Below are 18,799 nucleotides of genomic sequence, written 5' to 3'. Positions count from 1 at the left end.
GGGATCGGGGGGATACGGGGGCCGCTGTTTCGGGGGAGACGGCGGGAGCACGGGGGAACGAAACAGGGTCGGACAGGCCGGGGGGTCTTGTCCGGCCCTGTTTCATGTCGTGGGCAAAATCAGCCCCTCCGGCGATTGAGGAGCGGGGTCCGGGGCGGAGCCCCGGGAGGAGTCGCGCCTACGCAGCCTTGGCCCCGGCGCGCCGGCACCGCCCCGCCGCGGCGGACGCCAGCCGCCCCAGCGCCTCCTCCTTGTCGCACGCGTACGCGCCCAGCGCCACATGCCGCGCCACGATCCCCCGCTCGGTCCGCATCAGCCGCCACCCCCTGCGCAGCAGGAACGGCACCGACTTGCGGCCCTCGCGCAGATCGCGCAGCAGCCTGCGCCGGAAGGTGGTCAGAGGCCCCCGGCTCAGACAGATCGCATCGGCCAGCACCCCGAGCTCCTCGCACCGCGCCACGATGTCCGCCGCGAAGATCCCCTCCGCGATGAACAGCGGGGTCCGGCCGATGTCCAGCGATTCGACGCCGGTCCGTGAGCTCGTGGAGATGTCGTACACCGGCACGTTCGTACGCCCCGTACGACACAGCTCCACGATCGCGGCGACCGCCACCTCCGCGTCCCAGGACTGCGTGTGGTCCCAGTCGATGTCGGACGACCCCTCGACCAGCGGGAGTGTCGGGTCGCCGGCCTCCTTGTAGAAGTCGTCGAGCCGCAGCACGGGCAGCCCGGACTCGGCGGCCAGGAGTGACTTCCCGGAGCCGGACGGGCCGGCCAGCAGGACGACGCGGGTGGGTATGGCAGATGAGCTCACGGCAAACATTGTGCTGCATTGAGCGGGGCACCCCTGCTCAACTACTCTGCGTGCACATCCAGTTACGCGACCAGAAGGTGATCATGGCTCGACACGCAGCACCCCAGCTCCGCCGCGGCCCCGTACTCCGCGCAGCCCTGACCCTCACCGCGGCGGGCGCCGCACTCGGCGCCGGCGCGGCGGCGGCCCAGGCGGCCACTCCGCCCGCGGAGGGCCTGACGGCGCCCGGCCAGGCACTGGTGGGCTCGCTCCAGCACGCCGCCGCGCCCGCGGGCAATCTGAAGATCGACCCCCTCGCGAACACGGGGGTCGACCCTCTCGACAACTCCGTCGGCACCCAGATCGCCGACTTCAAGCCGGTCTCCTCCGCCGCGGCTACCGGCCCGCTGGCGCGGGGCGCGTCGCTGAACGATCTGCTGCGGGGCTGACGGGGTCCGGCTCCGCGAGGGCCTGTGAACGCAGCGGGACCTCGCGGATCAGCCAGGCCAGGGCGAAGGTGACGGCGCAGAGGACGGCCGCGCCGATCATGACGCCGTGCAGAGCGCTGGTGACGGCGTATCGGTAGGCCTCGCGCGCCGGGGCGGGCAGAGCCTGGAGCAGCGCCGGGGTCAGCGCGTGACCGCCGCCCGTGAGCCCGGGGCCCGACGGGCCGAGCCGGTCGGTGAGGGCCTCGGCTGTCCGGGAGGCGAAGACGGAGCCCAGGACGGCCACGCCCAGTGAGCCGCCGATCGTGCGCAGCAGAGAGGTGGTGCCGCTGGCGGCGCCCATGTCACGGGGATCGGCGCTGTTCATGGTGATCAGCATCGTGGGCTGCATCAGGCATCCGATGCCGATGCCGAGTACGAGCGTGAGTGCGGACGCCACGGCGGTGGCGGTGTCCGTACGCAGGGACAGGAGCGCCAGCGCGCCCACCGTGGAGAGGGCGCCGCCGGCGATCGGATAGGCGCGGTAGCGGCCGCCGTTGGAGACGCGCCGGCCGATGAGCAGCTGCGCGCCGATCATGCCGAGCATCAGCGGAAGCAGCAGCAGACCGCTGGCCGTTGACGACTCGCCGCGGACGAACTGCATGTACTGCGGCAGATAGCTGGTCGCGCCGAGCATCGCCGCGCCCACCAGGAAGCTGAGGATCTGCGCGACGGTGAAGTTGCGGTCGCGGAACAGCCGGGGCGGGACGACCGGTTCGGGGGCGCGGCGCTCCGTGCGTACGAACGCGGCGAGCGCGACGACGGTCGCCGCGGCCAGGGCGAGGATCTGCGGGGAGGACCAGGCGTAGGTCGTACCGCCCCAGCTGGAGAGCAGGGTGAGGGCGAGGATGCCGGTGGTGAGCAGCGCGGCGCCCGCGACATCGATACGGGGCTTCGTCCGCGGGCTGTGCAGCCGTATGCGGAAGGAGACGATCAGCAGGGCGGCGACGCCCACGGGCACGTTGACGTAGAAGACCCAGCGCCAGTTCAGCTGGTCGGTGAGGAAGCCGCCGAGGAGCGGGCCGCCGATCATCGCGGCGGGCAGCAGTACGCCGATCATCGACTGGGAGCGGCCGGCCTGGGCGGGTGGCAGTACGGTGCCGATGATCGACAGGGCCCCGACCATGAGCCCGCCCGCGCCGAGTCCCTGGAGGGCTCGGAAGGCGATCAACTGGCCCATGTCCTGGGCGAGTCCGGAGAGCACGGAACCGGCGAGGAAGACCACGATCGAGGACATGTAGCTGCCCTTGCGGCCGTACAGATCGCCGAGCTTGCCCCAGATGGGGGTGGAGACGGCGGCGGTCAGGAGATAGGCGGTCAGCACCCAGGAAAGGTGGTCGAGGCCGCCCAGGTCGCCGACGATCGTGGGAAGCGAGGTGCCGACGATCGTGCCGTCGAGTGTTGCGAGGACGATGCCGAGCAGCAGGCCGAGGACGGCGAGACGGGAGAGGGGTGGTGGGGTGGTGGGCTGTGTCATGGTCTGGTCCCCCCGGGAACGCTGAAGGATGGTCAGGCGGCGTACGGGCGGACTGACTTGGCGTCACGCAGGGCGTGCGCCCACCAGGTGAGCTGGTCGATGAGCGCCTTCGCGGCGGTGTCGACGGCCGGGTCGGAGACCTTTCCCTCGGCGTCGAACTTCTCGCCGTAGTTGTGGAAGCTGACCGTGTTGCGGATGGTCATGGCATTCAACTCGGCCATCACGACCCGGAGTTGTTCCACCGCGCGCAGGCCGCCGGAGATGCCGCCGTACGAGACGAAGCCGATGGGCTTGGCGTGCCATTGCTGGTTGTGCCAGTCGATGAGGTTCTTCAGCGGGGCCGGGAAGCTGTGGTTGTACTCGGGTGTGACGAAGACGAACGCGTCGGCCGCCTCCAGCCGAGGTGACACGACGGCGAGCGCCTTCTCCGTGCCGGGCGCGGGCGGCTGTCCGAAGGCGGGGTAGACGGTGGGCAGCGGGGTCTCGGCGAGGTCGACGACGTCGACGGTCAGGTCCTCGTGCTCGGCGAGCCGGTCGGTGATCCACCGCGAGACGACCGGGCCGAAGCGGCCTTCGCGGGTGGAGCCGAGGACGACGGCGATCCGGAGGCTGGCGCTCATGGGGGACTCCCTTGATGTGTACGACGTATCAGTATGCGTACAACGTACACAGCAATGTGTACGCCGTCTACCGGCGATACGCTGTACACGACGAGCCGAGAAGAGGAGCCCTACTGATGGCAGGCCGACAGAAGAAGGACGGGGACGGGGACGGGGACGGGGCGGAGCCCTCGCTCTGGGAGCGCCTCGACCGCCCCGCGCCCGCGGCCCGCACCTCGCTCACGCCGCAGAAGATCGCCGAGGTGGCGGTGGCGATCGCCGACGCGGAGGGCTTCGCCGCCGTCACCATGCGCAGGCTGGCCAAGGAGCTGGACGTCGCGCCGATGGCCGCGTACCGCCATGTCTCCGGCAAGGACGACCTCTGGGCGCTGATGGTCGACCGCATCTTCGCCGAGCTGGGAGCCGCATCCAAGGCGACCGGGTGGCGGGAGGTGCTGCGCGCGGAGGCCCTGAACGTACGGGAGTTGATGCTCCGTCACCCCTGGATGGGTGAGCTCCCGGCCCCGCTCTTCGTGCTGACCCCGAACCGGATGGCGACTGCGGAGCGCCAGTTCGCGGCGCTCGACGGCCGGGGCCTGGACGTCGACACGATGATGGTCGCGCTGCGCACCGTCAACGCGTATGTGTACGGGACCACGCGCTCGGAGGTGGCTCTCCAGTCGTACATGAAGCAGCGCGGCTGGGACGGCCCGGACCAGACGCGGACCGCTCTGGCGCCGCAGATGAACTACCTGATGGAGACCGGCCGTTACCCCGCGTACCGCCGCTACATCCACGAGGCCTCACACAAGGACGACCCGTCCTGGGAGTTCGAGCTCGGCCTCGACTGCGTACTGGACGGAATCGAGGCCCGGCTCGGACTGGCCTGAGCCCTACAGATCGGCGAGCAGCCCGTCGAGCGCCCGCTTCAGGGCGTCGGAGTTCGCCGTGTCGAACCAGGTGGTCCTGATCCGTTCGTTGTTCCCCTTCGGGGTCTCGTGGTCGGCCGCGAGCTGGTGCAGGGTGCGGCTCTCGTCGCCCAGGGCGCGGCCGACACCCTGGAAGAGGCTGCGGATGTACCGGTCCGCGTCGCCCGCCGCGATGCCCTGGCCGGCGGCCCACTCCGTGAGCGTCGCGAGGTACGAGAGGTGCGCCGTCAGGGTCCCCGTCAGTGCGGAGTACGCGTTGAAGGCGGCCTCGTCGGCGACGGGCTGCGCCCCGCCGAGCTGCTCGAAGAGCGCGTCCGTCACCGGGTGGGCGGGGAACGTCACGGTCACGGACCGGCGTTCGCGTACGGAGGGCAGCGGGATGGCCCGCACCAATGCCGCATCGGTGGCGAGGAGTTGGCGCAGGTCGTCGTTGGCGACGCCCGCCATCACATTGACCACCACCTTGTCGCGCGGCACCGTCAGCCCGGCCAGCGCCTCGTGCCGGTCCTGACGGCGTACGGCAACGATGACGACCTCGGAGCGGTCGACGACCTCCTGGTTGTCGGCGCAGACCTCAACTCCCTTGTGGAGACTGGCGAGTTCGGCGGCCGTACGGGCGCCGCGAGGCGAGAGGACCACCTCGGGAGGCGCACCGTCCCCGGCGTACAGCCCCGTCACGATCGCCCGCCCGATCTCCCCGACCCCGATGATCCCGACGCGCATCACCGCGCGGCCAGAGCGGCCCGGAGGAACTTGAGGATCTCCGCCCGCGCGGTCTCGGCCTGCGGCACCAGGCCCGGGAGGGAGAGGAAGGCGTGCGGCGCGTCGGGGTATTCGGTGAGCCGCACAGAAGTCCCGGCCGCACGCAGCCGCTCGGCATAGCTGCGCCCGTGGTCGGCCACCGCATCGCGGGTCGGTACGACGACGAGCGCGGGCGCCAGTCCGCCCAACTCGTCGGCGTACAGCGGCGATACGGCCCGCGCGTCGGCCCCCGCCGGGACGGCGAGCTGCCGGAAGAAGCGCAACATGGGGTCGGCGGGCGTCGGGCTGTACCCGTACTCGGCCATCGACGCATAGTCGAACATCGTGTCCGTCACGTCGACGGCGGGATTGACCAACACCTGTGCAACGAGCGGAAATTGACTGTCACGGGCCCGGATCGCGGTCAGCGCACTGATCAGCCCGCCGCAGCTCTCGCCGAAGACGGCGATCCGCGCCGGGTCGACGCCCCACTCCCCGGCATCCCGCACCACGTGCTGAAGCACGTCCCACCCGTCGTCGGCGGCGTCCGCGAGCGAAGAATCCGGTGCGAGCAGCCGATGCTCCACCGACACGACAACGGCGGGCAGTTGGGCGGCGAGATGACTCACGACCCAGTCGCACTGCACGGCCGTCCCCACGAATCCACCCCCGTGGACGTGCACGACGAGCGGCAGCGGCGCCTGCTCGTCCCCGGCGGGCCGATAGACCCGAACCGGAAGATCACGCCCGGCCAGCGCCACGGTCTGCCACGCGATCGTGGCATCGGGATCGGGCTCGCCGAGGAACGCCTGCGCGGCGGTGGAGGCCCGGAAGGCGTTCTCCGCGTCGCGGTAGACGGCCAGTTCCTCGTCCGTGACGGTCTTCCAGTCGGGCTCGGCCGGCCGTGCGGCCAGGATGTTCTCGCTCATGACGTCTCCTTCGTCCAGCAGTTCAGTGGTCCAGAGAGTTTCGCGACCTGAGGTATCGATACCTAAGGTAGCGAAAGCGAGTACCGTACGGCTATGACTTCGAGCACATCGCCCAGACCGCCCGGCCGCCCCCGTACCGGCGTCAACGCGACGGTCTTCGCCGCGACGCTCAACACGGTCCGGAAGCTGGGCTACGCGCGCGCCACCGTCGAGCGCATCGCCATCGCGGCGGGCGTCGCGAAGTCGACGATCTACCGCCGCTGGCCGTCCAAGGGCGAGCTGATCGTGGACTGCCTCCTGGACGCGTTCGGCCCGGCGCCGATCGAGGGTGACGACCGGTCGGAGCTCATGGCGTCGGCCATCCGCTGGATGGCGGCGAAGGTCGCCGAGCCCGGGGTGGGCGACGCGTTCGCGGGGGTCTTCAGCGACGCCGTCAGCGACCCCGACCTGCGCAAGGTCCTGGCCGCGCGGCTGCAGGACCCGTACCGGATCGCGTTCCAGGAGGCGCTGGGCGAGTCGGAGGAACGCGTCCTGTTCTTCATCGACGTCGTGGTCGGCGTACTGCTCCACCGCATGGGCATGACGGGCGAACCGATGGCCGACGCGGACGTCGACGCCCTGGTCGCGATGGTCCTGGCGCACTTCGAGAAGTGATCGCTTTGTCGTTCGATACGGGCATTCAGGTGATTTCGGTATGGGTGCGAATTTTGTCTCCTTAACATCTCCTTCCGTGACAGACGGGAACACGGCCGATGTGGTCGTCCTAGGAGCCGGGCCGGCAGGCCTCGTGCTGGCGAACATCCTGGTGGACCGGGGGATCGACTGCGTCGTCCTGGAGCGGGCCGAGCGCGCGCACGTCCAGACGCGGGCGCGTGCCGGCTTCCTCGCCGCCAACACCGTGCGGATCCTGGACCGGCACGGTCTGGCCGAGGGGCTGCACCGGCGCGGGCAGCTCCACAACACCTGCGAATTCCGCACCGAGGACGGCCGGTTCCGGCTGGACTACAGCGGGCTCGGGCAGGGGGAGCGGCACACCGTCTACCCCCAACAGGACCTGGTTACCGACCTGTTGACGCGCTTCCTGGAACGCGGCGGACAGATCCGCTTCGGGGTCGAGGCCGTCGCCGTACGCGACGCCGACACCGACCGGCCCGAGGTGGACGTACGCGACGCCGACGGCCGGCCGGGGCTGTGGCGGGCGCGGTACGTCGCCGGGTGCGACGGCCGGCATGGTGCGGCCCGCCGCTCCCTGCCGGCCGGGACCGTACGCCACCACCGCGACCACGGAGTCACCTGGCTCGGCCTGCTCGCCGAGGCGCCGCCCAGCCTGGACGCGGTCGGATATGCCGTCCACGAGCGCGGGTTCGCCGGGCACATGGCGCGCACCAGCGAGGTCACCCGCTACTACCTGCAGTGCGAGCGCGGCACCCCCGCCGACTCCTGGTCCGAGGAGCGGATCTGGGACGAGCTGGACCTGCGGATGCGGTCGAAGGAGTACGGCCCGCTGCAGCGCGGTCGCATCGCCCAGCGCTCCGTCGTCGACCTCGAGTCCGACGTGCTCGAACCACTGCGCCACGGCGCGCTGTTCCTCGCGGGCGACGCCGCCGCCCTGATCAGCCCGTCCGCCGCGAAGGGCGCCAACCTCGCGGTCCTCGAAGCGGAGATCCTGGCCGGCGCCCTGATCGCCGCCCTCACGGCCGGGGACCCCGACGGCCTCGACGCGTACTCGGAGCGGTGCCTGACGCACATCTGGCGTGCGCAGGAGTTCTCCCACTGGATGATCGGGCTGCTGCACGGCCCGACCGGCGCGGACGGCGAGTCCCTGTTCCACAACGCGCTGCGCCGCTCCCGCCTCACCTCGCTGCGCACCTCGCGCAGCCAGCAGGACTGGTTCGCCGAGCACTACGTCGGCATCTAGCCCGTTTCTGTCCCCCCTCCCATGGCCCCACTCCCATGTCCCCGCCCCAACCTCCGCACCCCGGAATGAGAACCCCCACGTAATGATCACGGCAATTTCGGGCGATACATCCCGCCTGCGCGCGACAGCCGACTTCGTCAAGGCACAGGACACCGCCACACTGCTCCCGCTCCTGCTCCCCGGCCTCGACGGCCCTGAGCTGCGGAGCCTGGCGGAGCGCTGCACCTTCTCGCACGCGGCGCTGCTCGTCTTCCCGCCCGACGAGGCCGCGTTGAACGCCACGCTCACCGACTGCGGCCTCGTCGCGGACGCACCGCCGCAGGCGAGCGTCGTCGTACGCGAACGTCTGGCCGTACGGCACCAGCGCCCGACGGCGGACCTGGCCGTCAGCATCCTGCGCCCGGCGGTGGAATGCCTGGACGGGACGCGGCGCATGGTCGAGGTGTTTGTGCTGCCGGTGGAGCCGGGCTCCGACCTGGACGCGGTCGCCGCGCACGAAAGGGAGCAACAGCACGAGGCGCACGTCGCGTTCGAGGTCGAGGCACCGGACCCGCTGGTGCTGCGCGGGCTGTGCGCGGCCTTCGGGCGGTACGGGGCGACGCCTGACGGCGGCGGCTACAACCCGCACGAGAACGGCACGGTCTTCTACTTCACGGCACCCGCCGAGGCGAAGGCCGGCTACCGGCGCGTGGAGCTGTACGTCCCGGGCGACCACCGTGACCTCCTCGCCGCGCACTTGGACGAGCACCGCAAGAGCCAGCCCGCCGAAACCTTGCTGCGCCAGCTGACGGGCGCGTGGACGACGCAGGCGCTGGCGGCGTTCGCGCGGCTGGGGGTGGCCGATGCGATGTCCATGGAGCGGGGCGTAGAGGTGTCCCAACTGGCCGCCGAGGTAGGCGCGTTCGCCCCGAACCTGACCACGCTCCTGCGCTACCTCACGATGCTCGGTGCGGTGAGCGAGGAGGGCGACCGCTTCCGCCTCACGGGCACGGGACGCCTCCTGCGTACGGATACCGAGGGTTCGATGCGGCCGCTGGCGCTGATGTACGGGGGCCCGTTCTACGAGTCCTTCGCGGGCCTCGACCACACCGTACGAACGGGGGAGGTCGCCTTCGAGCAGCGCTTCGGCGAGAACCACTTCGACCACTTCGCGCGCGACCCGGAACTGGCGGAACTCTTCGACCTGTCGATGGCGGCCGGCGCCCGGATGTTCGACCCACTGCCCACGCACCCGGTCCTGACGGAAGCGACCGAAGGCGCAACGGTGGTGGACATCGCGGGAGGCAACGGCGAGCTACTGGGCCGAATCCTTTCCGCACACCCCCGCCTGCAAGGCGCCCTGCTGGAACGCCCGCAGACGGTGGAGACGGCCCGCCACCTCCTCGCCGAGGCGGGCCACTCGGAGAGGTGCACGTTCCACCCGGGCGATTTCGCGGACGTACCGGCGGGCGGTGACGTCTACGTCCTGTCCCGGGTCCTGCACGACTGGGACGACGACCGCTGCCTGGAGATCCTGCGCCACTGCGCCCGGGCGATGCCCGACACGGCGGACCTGCTCGTGGTCGAACGCGTCCTCCCGGCCGACGGCTCACCCTCCCTGGCGACGGCGTGGGACCTGCACATGATGTGCAACGTAGGAGGCCGCGAACGCCGAGCGGACCACTACGCCCGCCTGTTCGCGGACGCGGGCCTCACTCTGGTGGGCGTCACACCGCTGCCGTTGGACGGCAACGTGCTGCACGTCCGCAGGGGAGCGGGGGCGCTCGCTCCGTAGACCGCTAGGCGACCATGGTGCTGCCACCTGGGCCCCGCTTCGGTGCCCAGGTGAGGTTCGGATCCGGGCCGCCCGCGCTTCTGCACCGAGCTATGCCGTCGTCACGAGGTCGATTGCCCTGACATACCGCGCCGGCTCACCGGGCTGAGCCCGCCCCGACAGCCTCGCGTTCTCGCTGTGCGCGACGAGCCGGAAGATCAGTGCACGAATCAGCGTCTGCTGCCAATCGGGATGATCGCTGCCACCCGTCACCAGATCGGACGGAAGATCGAACCACAGCAGACCATCCGCGACCACGATGGCGTCCGCGAAAACCGGAGGCCGCCAATACGGCGAAAAGTCGATCACGGCAGGCACTTCGTCCGCAGCGAAGAGCACATTGCCGGTGAGATCGCCGTGAATGAGCTGAGCCGCGTCCTGATCCACCGGGCGCCTCAGCGCCAGCAGAGCCGAGAACGGCGCCGACAGGTCTTCGACCACATCGACGTCCTGCTCGCCCCATGCAACCTGGTCACCCACAGCCCACGGATGGGTGCGCCGATCAAGGAAGTCGGGCCGGGAGACCTGTCGCAGGGCGGCATGAAAGGCACGGCCTGCGTTGAGGACCCCGGCCCAATGCCTCCGCGGTCCGGACTCACCGTTCAGGAACTCGCTCGCAGTCCAACCGTCCACGACGCTCCGTCCGTCGGCGGCCCGGAGCGGCAGCGGGACCCGGAAGCCACTGTCGGGCGCCAGCTTCTCGAACAGGGAAGCAGCCCACTCGACCTCGTCCTCAGGCCCCTCGGCCGGCTTGAACACAAACCTACCGACGAGAACGCTGCGCCCTTGCCCGCCCACCAGCGGGACAGGAGTCCCCTTCACACCGAAGGCATCGAGGACGGCAGAGGGCGGGAGGGTGTTGCTCAGCAGCTGAGTCACGCCGGGCATCCTGCCGACATCCCTTTGCCCGACGCACCCTCTTTTCTCGCAGCCCAAGCCTTCGCGCCGACGGGCGGCTCGGATCGGGGCTACTGCTCGCGGACGGGCAGTCCGTCCGCGCCGCGCACCTCGACGCGCAGGTCGAACTCGTCGCGCAACGTGGCCGCTTGAGCGGGGGTGGCCAGCAGGTAGTAGTCGTCGGCGCAGCCGCCCTCGCCGGGGACGCAGTGGAAAACCCGCGGGTCGCCGCCGCCCGGGACAAGGTCCGAGATGCCCTGCTCGACGGCGCCCTGGTCGAGGTAGTCGTCGGACTCCTGCTCTATCCGCCAGGACTTGGCCACGCCGTTGACCTTGAAGCGGAGATCCCGCGACGAGCCGATCTCGCCGACCAGGTCCACGTCCGTGACGGCCACCGCGCCGCCGATCATTCGTTCCGCGTCCTCGAAGATGCCCTCGTAGGCGTCCTGGGCGAAGTCGACGTCCTCACCGTGGGCCTGCAGAGCCACGTCGCACTCCTCGAGCACCCCGGTCAGCTCCTCGGTGCGCCGCTTCGGGTGGGGCTCGCCCCAGTCGGCGGTGTCCGCGACCGACTCGTCCGCCTTCTGGCGGGTGATCATGCCGAGCTCGTGCAGCCGGACGGCCAGGCGCTGGTAGGTGTTCATCCCCGTGTTTTCAACCATGCGGGGGACCCTAGGCCACGCAACTGACAGGCCGCGCTTTCTCTACGGGTAGCGCGGCAGACCGTCCGTGGAGATCGTCCACTCGCCGATGGTCACGTCTTCGCCGTACACGAAGTCCTTGCGGGTGGCGTAGCGCGGGCCCTGCGGGGTCGGGTGGATCTCGGAGAGGACCGCGCCGGAGCCGGTGCGGGGGTCGAAGATCGCGTACAGGGGGATCCCGAGGAGCGGGTAGTCGCGCATCTTGGTCACCCAGTCGTTGTCGGGGTTCGACCGTGACACGACCTCGATCGCGGCGATGAGCGTTCGCGGGTCGAAGGAGCCCTGCCCTTCCATGTCCGTCAGGGCGATCACCATGACGTCGGGGTGGCGCATGATGCCCTCGGGCTCGTCCTCCACATCGGGCGTCCCGGTGTGCGCCAGGACCTCCTCCGGCATGACTTTCTCCAGGCGGCGGCTGACCTGGGCCGTGGTCAGCTCGTGGGGGCGCCCCGGGGCCATCATGTCGTGCACGATCCCTTCCTTGGTGATCTCCAACTTGCCGGGAACGCTGTCTCGCATCTGATCGACGATGTCGCGCATGGCCCGGTAGTGGAGGGTTCCCTGCTGCGCGTCGTCCGGGGCGACAGTCATGGCGCGTGCTCCTCGTCTTGGCCCAGGCTGAAGGGTCGTCGCACTCATGCTAAGCGGCCTCCATCAGGTCGGGTCGGCAGTCGCGGCAGGCACCGGGCTTCGGGGATCGGAACGCGCGGTCGCAGTGGTCACAGGTCTGGAAGGGGGCCGGGGCCGAAGGCGCAGCTCCGCACGCGGGCAGGGGTGGGAGTTCCGTGGTGAGGCGGTGGGCCAGGAAGGCGGCCGGGCGGCGGAGGGGCTCGGCGGGGAGGTTGAACGTCATCGCGCGCTGCACGGCCTCCGGGGTCGCCCCGCGTTCCAGCCAGGTGGCGACTGCGGGGGCGAGGTGTTCGGTGTCGTACGTGGAGAGCAGTAGGCGGGGGTCCTGGAGCTGCAGGCCGGCGAGCAGGGCGGTGGCCGACCGGAGGAGGTCGGGGGCGGGGTACGCGGGTCGCGGTACGGGCGGGAGCGCGGCGGGGGCGCTGCGGCGCGGGGCGGTGGGGTCCGCCTCCCGTACGGGTTCCGGGTCGGGCTCCGCTGGGGCAGGCTCCTCGGGGGCCGGCGTCGCGGGGGCGCTCGGCGTGTGGCCGGAAGCGGCCTCTCGGGCACGGCGGGCGCGGGTGGCGGCGGGGTTGTTGTACGAGTACGTGAGCGTGACCCACTTGCCACCGGTCTGCTGCCGTACGCGCTCCAGATAGCCGTGCGCCTCCAGCTCACGCAGGGCGGAGGCGACGCGGGCCCGGCCCTCGGGGAACTTCGCTGCCAGCGTGCGGATGTCGACGGGGGAGCCGTCGGGCAGGGACAGGATGTGGGTGGCGAGTCCGATCGCGGTCAGGGACATCTCGCCGTGCTGGCTGAGATGGTCGCCGATGATGGTGAACCCGGGGTCCTGGAATTCGGTCAACTTCGCGACACCTCGCGGGGAGTGGCGAACCACGTACTGGGCGGACGGGGGCGCATTAAGCTGCGTATCAGCCATTGGGAAGGTCTCTTCTTCCGTGGGTGGTCAGGCCCTCGTTCGGGATTCGCAGTCCCGGCGGGGGCCGTCTCATGTTCTGGACGGGTCGTCGAGGGCGACTTTGCACTTTGCGTCAAGGCGGATGCCAGCCTTCCGGTGAAGGATCACTCGTGTGGGTGACGCGTGGGGTCCCGATGTTCGAACGGCGGGGCTTGGCTGGGTAGTTGGTTCTGGATTGTTGGTTATGGGTTTTTACCGCCGCCGACGTCGGAGCCTGTGTTGCGGGCCTCCGGGGCTGAGCTGGGCAGATCGATCTCGGCCCAGACGGTCTTGCGGGGTGAGGGGCCCAGGTTCACGCCCCAGCGGTCGGCCAGGGCCTCGACGAGGAGGAGCCCGCGCCCCGACTCGGCTTCGCCTGCGGGTGGTTGGGGTGTGGGAAGGCGGTCGCCTCGTGAATCCGTCACCTCGATGAGAAGCGTTCTGTGCGCGGTGCGGGTGAGGGCCAGGCGGAAGTCCCGGCCCGGTACGCGGCCGTGGGTGGCGGCGTTCGCCGCGAGTTCTGCCACGACGTGGGCGGCGGGCTCGGTGGGGAGTCCCCAGGCGCGGATCTGCTCGGTGGCGAGCAGGCGGGCGAGGCGTGCGCCGCGACGGGTTGCGGACAGGCGGATGGTGAACTCCAGTACAGCGGCAAGGGGTTCGGCGGTTTCGTGAGCCATGTCACTTAGCGTGGCGGGGGCCGCGATCCGTGAACAGCGATGTCGTGGTTGCGTACGGTGACTGTCCGGTGCTTGTCCGGTGCTGTCCGGGTTGTCCGCCGTTACGGCGCGGGAAATGGCGCGTTGAGAGTGATCGGCACGTCGGAGGTGGGCGCGGGATGAACAACGCGGGCGGCGAGAGTACGGGTACGGACGAGCCCGGCTGGGAGGTGGACCCGGACGATGAGCAGAGCGTCGCGGTGGTCGCGGCCGTGGGGCGGCAGTTGAAGCTCTGGCGCGAGGCGTCGGGGATGCGGGCTGCGGAGTTCGGGGCGGCGATCGGGTACGGGGAGGATCTCGTCTACAAGGTCGAGGGCGGGAAGCGGATCCCTCGTCCCGAGTACCTGGAGCGGGCGGACGTACTGCTGGGCGCGGGCGGGAAGATCGCGGCGATGGCGGCGGACTTGGCGGCGGTTCGGTACCCGAAGAAGGTTCGGGAACTGGCGAAGCTGGAGGAGCGGGCCGTCGAACTGGCGGCATACGGCAACCACAACCTCCACGGGTTGTTGCAGACGAAGGAGCACGCGCAGGCGCTGCTCGGCACTCGGCGCCCCGTTCTGTCGGCGGACGACTTGGAGCGAGCAGTGGCCGCCCGTATGTCCCGGCAGTCCATTTTCGAGAGGTCGCCCGCGCCTGACCTCAGCTTTGTGCAGGAGGAGGCATCCTTGCTCCGCCCGATCGGGGGCACAATGGTGTGGCGTCGACAGCTGGAACACCTGTTGGATGTAGGGAAGTTGCCGTACGTGGAGATCCAGGTGATGCCGATCGCGCGCTGGGATCACCCCGGGACGGGTGGGCGGATTCAGGTGCTGAAGTTCGCCGACGGGTCGGCGGTGGGGCGCGCGGACGATGAATTTGGCGGGCGGCCGGTTTCCGATCCGAGGCAGCTCCGGATCCTGGAGCTGCGGTATGGCACCATCCGGGCTCAGGCTCTCAGCCCACGGGAGTCGATGGCCCTCATCGAGGAAATGCTGGGAGAGACATGATCCGCAAGATCTCTGCTGGGGAAGCTGCCGAGTTGGTGTGGTTCAAGAGCAGCTACAGCGACAGCAGCAACCCCAGCGACTGCGTCGAGGTTGCAAGCGCCCCCAGTGTGATCCACGTCCGTGACTCCAAGAACGCGCAAGGCGCCCACTTGGCCGTCGATCGTGCGGCATGGGCGGGCTTCGTCACGTATGTGGTGGCGATCTGAGCCATACGCCGGCCCCTGTCGAGGAAGTGTTGGGAGCGAGATGATCCGCAAGGTGTCTGCCGGAGACGGCTCCGAGCTGAAGTGGTTCAAGAGCAGCTACAGCAGCAACGGAAGCGAAGGCGACTGCGTCGAGGTGGCGTCCACCCCCGCCGCGGTCCACGTCCGCGACTCCAAGAACGACCCTGCCACCGGAGCCGTGCTCGCCATCACCCCCGGCGCCTGGACCGCGTTCCTCGGCGCCCGTGCCTGACGGGTACATAGACGCCACAGAAGTCAGACGCGCCATCCTGAACCCGGACGCGCACGCGGCCTCGGAGCCCTATGTCCTGCGCGGCATCCACGTTCGCGGGGCGCTGGCGCTCGACGGGGCCGACATCAGACGGCTCGTGCGTTTCGAGGCATGCCGTTTCGACGAGCCGATCACCCTCGAAGGCGCGAGCACCCTCGCCTTCACGGTCACAGGATGCGAGCTGCCCGGTTTCATCGCACCGACCGCGCGGATCGGCGGGCGACTCGATCTGCGCGGGTCGACGATCAGCGGGGGCCGGCGCGGCCCCGTGAACCTCCTCCATGCGCATATCGCGGGCGGGCTTCGGCTCGACGGGGCGCGCCTGGTGTCGGCGGAGGGCCCAGCGGTGAACGCGGGCGGGTTGGTGATGGCGGGAGGAGTCTTCTGCGAGGACGAGTTCGTCGCCTACGGGCAGGTGCTGTTTCCAGGAGCCGAGCTGCCCGGTGGGCTGTGGATGCGCGGGGCGCGGATCGTGATGCCAGAGCCGGACCAGCTCGCGTTCAACGGGGACGCGCTGCGGGCGTCGACCGTACGCATGCACATGGGTTTCCGGGCGAACGGGCGGGTCCGGTTGCGCGGGGCGCGTGTCGATGACCTGCTGTCGTTCAACGGGGCCGAACTCCTCGGCGTCGGCTCGTCGTTGATGTGCGTGGGCGCGCAGGTGGAGGCACTCGACCTGCGCTTCGCGAGCCCCCCGGCGGGTGGCGTGAACCTGAGCAACGCGCGTGCGACCCGCATCCAGGACCACCCGTCCACCTGGCGCAAACCGCTGGGCCTGGACGGATTGACGTACGACTGGCTGGAGTCGACGGCGCAGTCCCAGCACGAGGACTGCGCGAATCGGCTCGCATGGTTGGATCACCAATCCGTGTACGCGCCGCAGCCGTACGAGCAACTGGCCGCGCACTACCGGCGGTTGGGCTATGACGGCGAGGCGCGGCGCGTGCTGCTCGTACGGGAGCGGCGGCGTCGGGCGACGCGGCGCGGAGTCAGCCGGGTCTGGGGTGCTCTCCTCGACGTGACCGTCGGCTACGGCTACCGCCCCTGGATCGCCGGGATCTGGCTGGCGCTGCTGACGCTGCTGGGCTCGCTCGTCTTTCACTTCCACACCCCGGTGGCGAACAAGCAGGGCGAGGGCCCGCCTTTCAACCCGGTCGCGTACACCCTCGATCTGCTCGTACCGATCGGCGGCCTCGGCCAGCGAGGCGTCTGGCACTGGGACCAGGCAGGAGTCCAGGCGTTGGCGTACGGGCTGATCGCGGTTGGGTGGGTGCTGACGACGACGGTGGTGGCGGGGGTGACGCGGACGCTGAGCCGCGGCTGAGCCGGGACCGTCCGGGCGGGTGTTGCTCTGAGCCCTGAGCCCTCAGCCCGAACCGGCGACCAGTGCCTCGCCGAGCGGGGTGCGCCGGTAGAGCACCGACCGTCCGGACCGGGCGCGGACGAGCAGCCCCGCGCTTCGCAGGATGGCGAGGTGATCTCCTACCGCGCCGGGTGTCATGGCGAGGCTTCGGGCGAGGTGGCTGGTGCTGGCCGGGGCATCCAGCGCCAAGAGCAGCCGGGCTCGGGCCCGGCCGACCAGAGCGGTCAGCGCGTCCGGTTGAGGGACTGTCTCCTGTTCGCCCCACAGGGCGGCGGTTCCGCGGGCACGGTAGATCAAGGTTCTGGGCCAGGGGTCTTCCAGGTGGGCTGCGATATTGCCGACGAAGACCGAAGGGATCAGCAGGAGACCGTCGCCGGCGAGGCGGACAGTTCCGACTTGGGGGAAGTGACCGATCTCGATACCGCCGGCTTGCCAGGCGATGCTCGGGTGCAGGCTCTCGATGGTCGTGACCCATCCGTGTTCGCCGATCACCCCCACCCGGTGTACGACATCACGCTCACAGATCGCGCGCAGTTGCGGCCAGTCCGCAGCGAGCAGCTCGTGCCACGCCTGGTCCATCGCCGCGGCGATCCTGGGCACGGCCTCCGGAGAGTCCAGCACTGCGCGTACGCGGGGATCACGGGCGGACGGGCCGGTCGCGTTGGTGGCGAATTCGCGGCGGGCTGCTTCCAGAGGTGTGGCCCGGATCATGGCCAGGTCGTCTGCCCAGGTCTGGTTGAGGCCGCGCGGAGGCGGGGCGACGAAGTTCGGCCCCGATTGCGGGGCATGCAGAGCAAGGACGGCGTCCAGTTCGCTCTCGCGGCGAAGCCGTTCAAAGTCCGGCATGAGCCGGGTGGCCCACGCTCGCGGCAGCGGTTGGTCCTGGCCGGCGAGCGAGCGCAGCAGGAAGCAGAGGTCCATCGCGGGCGACAGTGCGAAGCGGCTGCGCAGCAGGTCCTCGACGGAGACTTCGAAGCGCAGCACCCTGCCATGCTACCGGCGGCCCTCTGTTCAGATTCGTCCAGCGACGAATCATTGGTGAGTGGCGTGGGCCCACGGCGAGGCTGGGCGCCATGCCCCCAACCGCCCAACCCGTGCAGGTCAACCACCGTGCCACCTACCGGGAAGTGCTGGCCGAGCCACGATTCCGGCTGCTCTTCTCGACCCGCACCGTCGCGATCACCGCGGACTCGCTGCGGATCACCACGTTCTCGGTGCTGGTCTTCGCGGCCACCGGCTCCGCGCTGCTGAGCGCACTGGCCTTCGGCATCGGCTTTCTCCCGCAGTTGTTCGGCTCGCTGCTGCTGGGCTCACTGGCCGACCAACTCCCGCCCCGCACGCTCATCGCCGGCGGCTACGCCTCGCAGTGCGCCGCCGCCCTGCTGCTCGCCCTGGTGCGGATGCCGATCGCGGCAAGCCTCGGTGTCGTGGCGCTGGTTGCCCTCGCCACACCGGTGTTTCACGGCGCGTCGAGCCGGCTGGTCGCGCAGTCGCTGGTCGGCGACGCCTATGTACTGGGCCGTTCACTGAACAACATCGCTGCCTCCGGAGCGCAATTGTCCGGTCTGGCGCTGGGAGGTGCGGCCGTCGCGGCACTCGGCCCGCACCGGGCGCTCACGCTCAGCGCCGCCCTCTACCTCGGCTGCGCGCTCGCTGTCCGCATCCGGCTACCCCGGCCGCAGGCGGGAGAGTTCGGCCGCACACCCGCCAGCACTCGGGGCGACGGCGGGACCGTCCGGGCAAGTCTGAACGGTGCCGGCCTGCTGCTGCGCGGCCACACAGTACGGCGACTGATGTTGGCCCAGTGGCTGCCGCCCGCGTTCGTAGCGGGCGCGGAAAGCCTGATCGTCGCTTACGCGGGAGGGCGTCACTTCGCGCCCGGCTGGTACGCGGTGCTGATGGGCTGTCTGCCGGTCGGCATGCTGGTCGGTGACCTGCTGGTGGGCCGACTCCTACGTCCACCCACCAGGGAGCGACTGGTGGTCCCGTTGATCGCGTTGATGGGACTGCCGCTGGTCGGCTTCGCCGCCGAGCCCGGAGTGGGCGTCTCGTCCTGGCTACTGCTGCTCTGCGGCTTCGGATTCGCCTACGGTCTCGGCTTGCAACGGCCGTTCCTTGACGCCCTGCCGCAGGATGGCCAGGGCCAGGCCTTCGGTCTGCTCGGCTCCGGCAACATGACGCTTCAGGGCGTCGGGCCGGCCGGCTTCGGCGCGGTGGCCGCAGGCATCGGAACAGGCGGCGCAATCGCCCTGGCAGGCATCGCGGCCGCGCTCACTGCCAGCTGGATTCTCACCTGGCACCCACTCACATCCCCGATCCCCGTCCCGAACTGCTCAACGGGATCAGAGAACGGCACCGAACAGCATGCGAGTAGTACGCCTGCGCAGTAA

21 protein-coding genes are annotated in these 18,799 nt (G+C 70.2%); 10 read left to right on the top strand and 11 right to left on the bottom strand.

The genetic code is table 11. From position 1 onward, the window contains the following. Positions 1-178: 178 nt before the first annotated feature. A complete protein-coding gene (locus OG707_RS14310) occupies positions 179-823 on the bottom strand; it encodes a uridine kinase family protein (RefSeq protein ID WP_329118120.1) in 645 nt (214 codons plus the stop codon). A gap of 74 nt (positions 824-897) precedes the next feature. Between OG707_RS14310 and OG707_RS14305 the strand changes: the two genes are divergently transcribed. Beyond that, entirely contained in the window at positions 898-1,242 is a 345-nt protein-coding gene (locus tag OG707_RS14305) for a hypothetical protein (RefSeq protein WP_329118118.1), read from the top strand. On the opposite strand, the gene OG707_RS14300 is transcribed toward OG707_RS14305, so the two are convergent. Together OG707_RS14300 and OG707_RS14295 are read right to left on the bottom strand one after the other, a co-directional pair. Next, entirely contained in the window at positions 1,190-2,755 is a 1,566-nt protein-coding gene (locus tag OG707_RS14300; protein WP_329118116.1) for an MDR family MFS transporter, read from the bottom strand. The genes OG707_RS14305 and OG707_RS14300 overlap by 53 nt on opposite strands. 32 nt (positions 2,756-2,787) lie before the next feature. Then, a complete protein-coding gene (locus OG707_RS14295) occupies positions 2,788-3,375 on the bottom strand; it encodes an NADPH-dependent FMN reductase (protein ID WP_329118115.1) in 588 nt (195 codons plus the stop codon). 116 nt (positions 3,376-3,491) lie between these two features. Between OG707_RS14295 and OG707_RS14290 the strand changes: the two genes are divergently transcribed. Continuing rightward, on the top strand, positions 3,492-4,244 hold the full coding sequence (locus OG707_RS14290; protein WP_329118113.1) for a TetR/AcrR family transcriptional regulator: 753 nt from the start codon (positions 3,492-3,494) through the stop codon (positions 4,242-4,244). A 3-nt stretch (positions 4,245-4,247) separates the two neighbouring features. Here the strand turns inward: OG707_RS14290 and OG707_RS14285 are convergent, their stop codons facing one another. Then, a complete protein-coding gene (locus OG707_RS14285) occupies positions 4,248-5,006 on the bottom strand; it encodes an NAD(P)-binding domain-containing protein (RefSeq protein ID WP_329118111.1) in 759 nt (252 codons plus the stop codon). Next, on the bottom strand, positions 5,006-5,953 hold the full coding sequence (locus OG707_RS14280; protein WP_329118110.1) for an alpha/beta hydrolase: 948 nt from the start codon (positions 5,951-5,953) through the stop codon (positions 5,006-5,008). The genes OG707_RS14285 and OG707_RS14280 overlap by 1 nt, the downstream gene beginning before the upstream one ends. A 93-nt stretch (positions 5,954-6,046) precedes the next feature. Here OG707_RS14280 and OG707_RS14275 point away from each other — a divergent pair, with 93 nt between their 5' ends. The 3 genes from OG707_RS14275 (at position 6,047) to OG707_RS14265 (ending at position 9,645) form a co-directional block, all read left to right on the top strand. Further along, a complete protein-coding gene (locus OG707_RS14275; RefSeq protein WP_329118108.1) occupies positions 6,047-6,607 on the top strand; it encodes a TetR/AcrR family transcriptional regulator in 561 nt (186 codons plus the stop codon). A gap of 100 nt (positions 6,608-6,707) precedes the next feature. Further along, entirely contained in the window at positions 6,708-7,871 is a 1,164-nt protein-coding gene (locus tag OG707_RS14270; protein WP_329127788.1) for a 4-hydroxybenzoate 3-monooxygenase, read from the top strand. Between the two features lie 82 nt (positions 7,872-7,953). Next, entirely contained in the window at positions 7,954-9,645 is a 1,692-nt protein-coding gene (locus OG707_RS14265) for a methyltransferase (protein WP_329118106.1), read from the top strand. Positions 9,646-9,735: 90 nt separating this feature from the next. Here OG707_RS14265 and OG707_RS14260 read toward each other — a convergent pair whose 3' ends face one another. From OG707_RS14260 to OG707_RS14240, 5 genes are all read right to left on the bottom strand, one after another. Next, positions 9,736-10,563, bottom strand: a complete 828-nt coding sequence (locus OG707_RS14260) for an aminoglycoside phosphotransferase (protein WP_329118104.1) — start codon at positions 10,561-10,563, stop codon at positions 9,736-9,738. Positions 10,564-10,652: 89 nt separating this feature from the next. Next, a complete protein-coding gene (locus OG707_RS14255; protein ID WP_329118102.1) occupies positions 10,653-11,243 on the bottom strand; it encodes a hypothetical protein in 591 nt (196 codons plus the stop codon). Positions 11,244-11,285: 42 nt separating this feature from the next. Continuing rightward, positions 11,286-11,873 (bottom strand): Uma2 family endonuclease, encoded by a 588-nt coding sequence (locus tag OG707_RS14250; RefSeq protein ID WP_329118100.1) that lies wholly within the window; start codon positions 11,871-11,873, stop codon positions 11,286-11,288. A gap of 49 nt (positions 11,874-11,922) precedes the next feature. Continuing rightward, on the bottom strand, positions 11,923-12,831 hold the full coding sequence (locus tag OG707_RS14245; RefSeq protein WP_443071331.1) for a helix-turn-helix domain-containing protein: 909 nt from the start codon (positions 12,829-12,831) through the stop codon (positions 11,923-11,925). Between the two features lie 221 nt (positions 12,832-13,052). Next, positions 13,053-13,526 (bottom strand): ATP-binding protein, encoded by a 474-nt coding sequence (locus OG707_RS14240; RefSeq protein ID WP_329118096.1) that lies wholly within the window; start codon positions 13,524-13,526, stop codon positions 13,053-13,055. Positions 13,527-13,684: 158 nt separating this feature from the next. Here OG707_RS14240 and OG707_RS14235 point away from each other — a divergent pair, with 158 nt between their 5' ends. Genes OG707_RS14235 through OG707_RS14220 form a run of 4 tightly spaced genes read left to right on the top strand, consistent with a single transcriptional unit; the run spans position 13,685 to position 16,370 of the window. Continuing rightward, positions 13,685-14,551, top strand: a complete 867-nt coding sequence (locus OG707_RS14235; protein WP_329127786.1) for a helix-turn-helix domain-containing protein — start codon at positions 13,685-13,687, stop codon at positions 14,549-14,551. Further along, on the top strand, positions 14,548-14,757 hold the full coding sequence (locus OG707_RS14230; protein ID WP_329118094.1) for a DUF397 domain-containing protein: 210 nt from the start codon (positions 14,548-14,550) through the stop codon (positions 14,755-14,757). Before OG707_RS14235 ends, OG707_RS14230 begins: the two co-directional genes overlap by 4 nt. Before the next feature lie 40 nt (positions 14,758-14,797). Next, a complete protein-coding gene (locus OG707_RS14225; RefSeq protein WP_329118093.1) occupies positions 14,798-15,007 on the top strand; it encodes a DUF397 domain-containing protein in 210 nt (69 codons plus the stop codon). Then, positions 15,000-16,370, top strand: coding sequence for an oxidoreductase (locus tag OG707_RS14220; protein WP_329118091.1), 1,371 nt, complete (start codon positions 15,000-15,002; stop codon positions 16,368-16,370). The genes OG707_RS14225 and OG707_RS14220 overlap by 8 nt, the downstream gene beginning before the upstream one ends. A gap of 42 nt (positions 16,371-16,412) precedes the next feature. Here OG707_RS14220 and OG707_RS14215 read toward each other — a convergent pair whose 3' ends face one another. Continuing rightward, entirely contained in the window at positions 16,413-17,393 is a 981-nt protein-coding gene (locus OG707_RS14215) for a winged helix-turn-helix domain-containing protein (RefSeq protein ID WP_329118088.1), read from the bottom strand. An 89-nt stretch (positions 17,394-17,482) separates the two neighbouring features. Between OG707_RS14215 and OG707_RS14210 the strand changes: the two genes are divergently transcribed. After that, the gene (locus OG707_RS14210; RefSeq protein ID WP_329118087.1) at positions 17,483-18,799 is read left to right on the top strand and encodes an MFS transporter; all 1,317 of its coding nucleotides are present in this window, start codon (positions 17,483-17,485) and stop codon (positions 18,797-18,799) included.

Source organism: Streptomyces sp. NBC_01465 (assembly GCF_036227325.1).
In the GTDB taxonomy this organism is placed as follows: Bacteria; Actinomycetota; Actinomycetes; order Streptomycetales; family Streptomycetaceae; genus Streptomyces.
The sequence above is the reverse complement of the archived record's forward strand: the minus strand, read 5'-3'. Positions and strand labels throughout refer to the sequence as shown.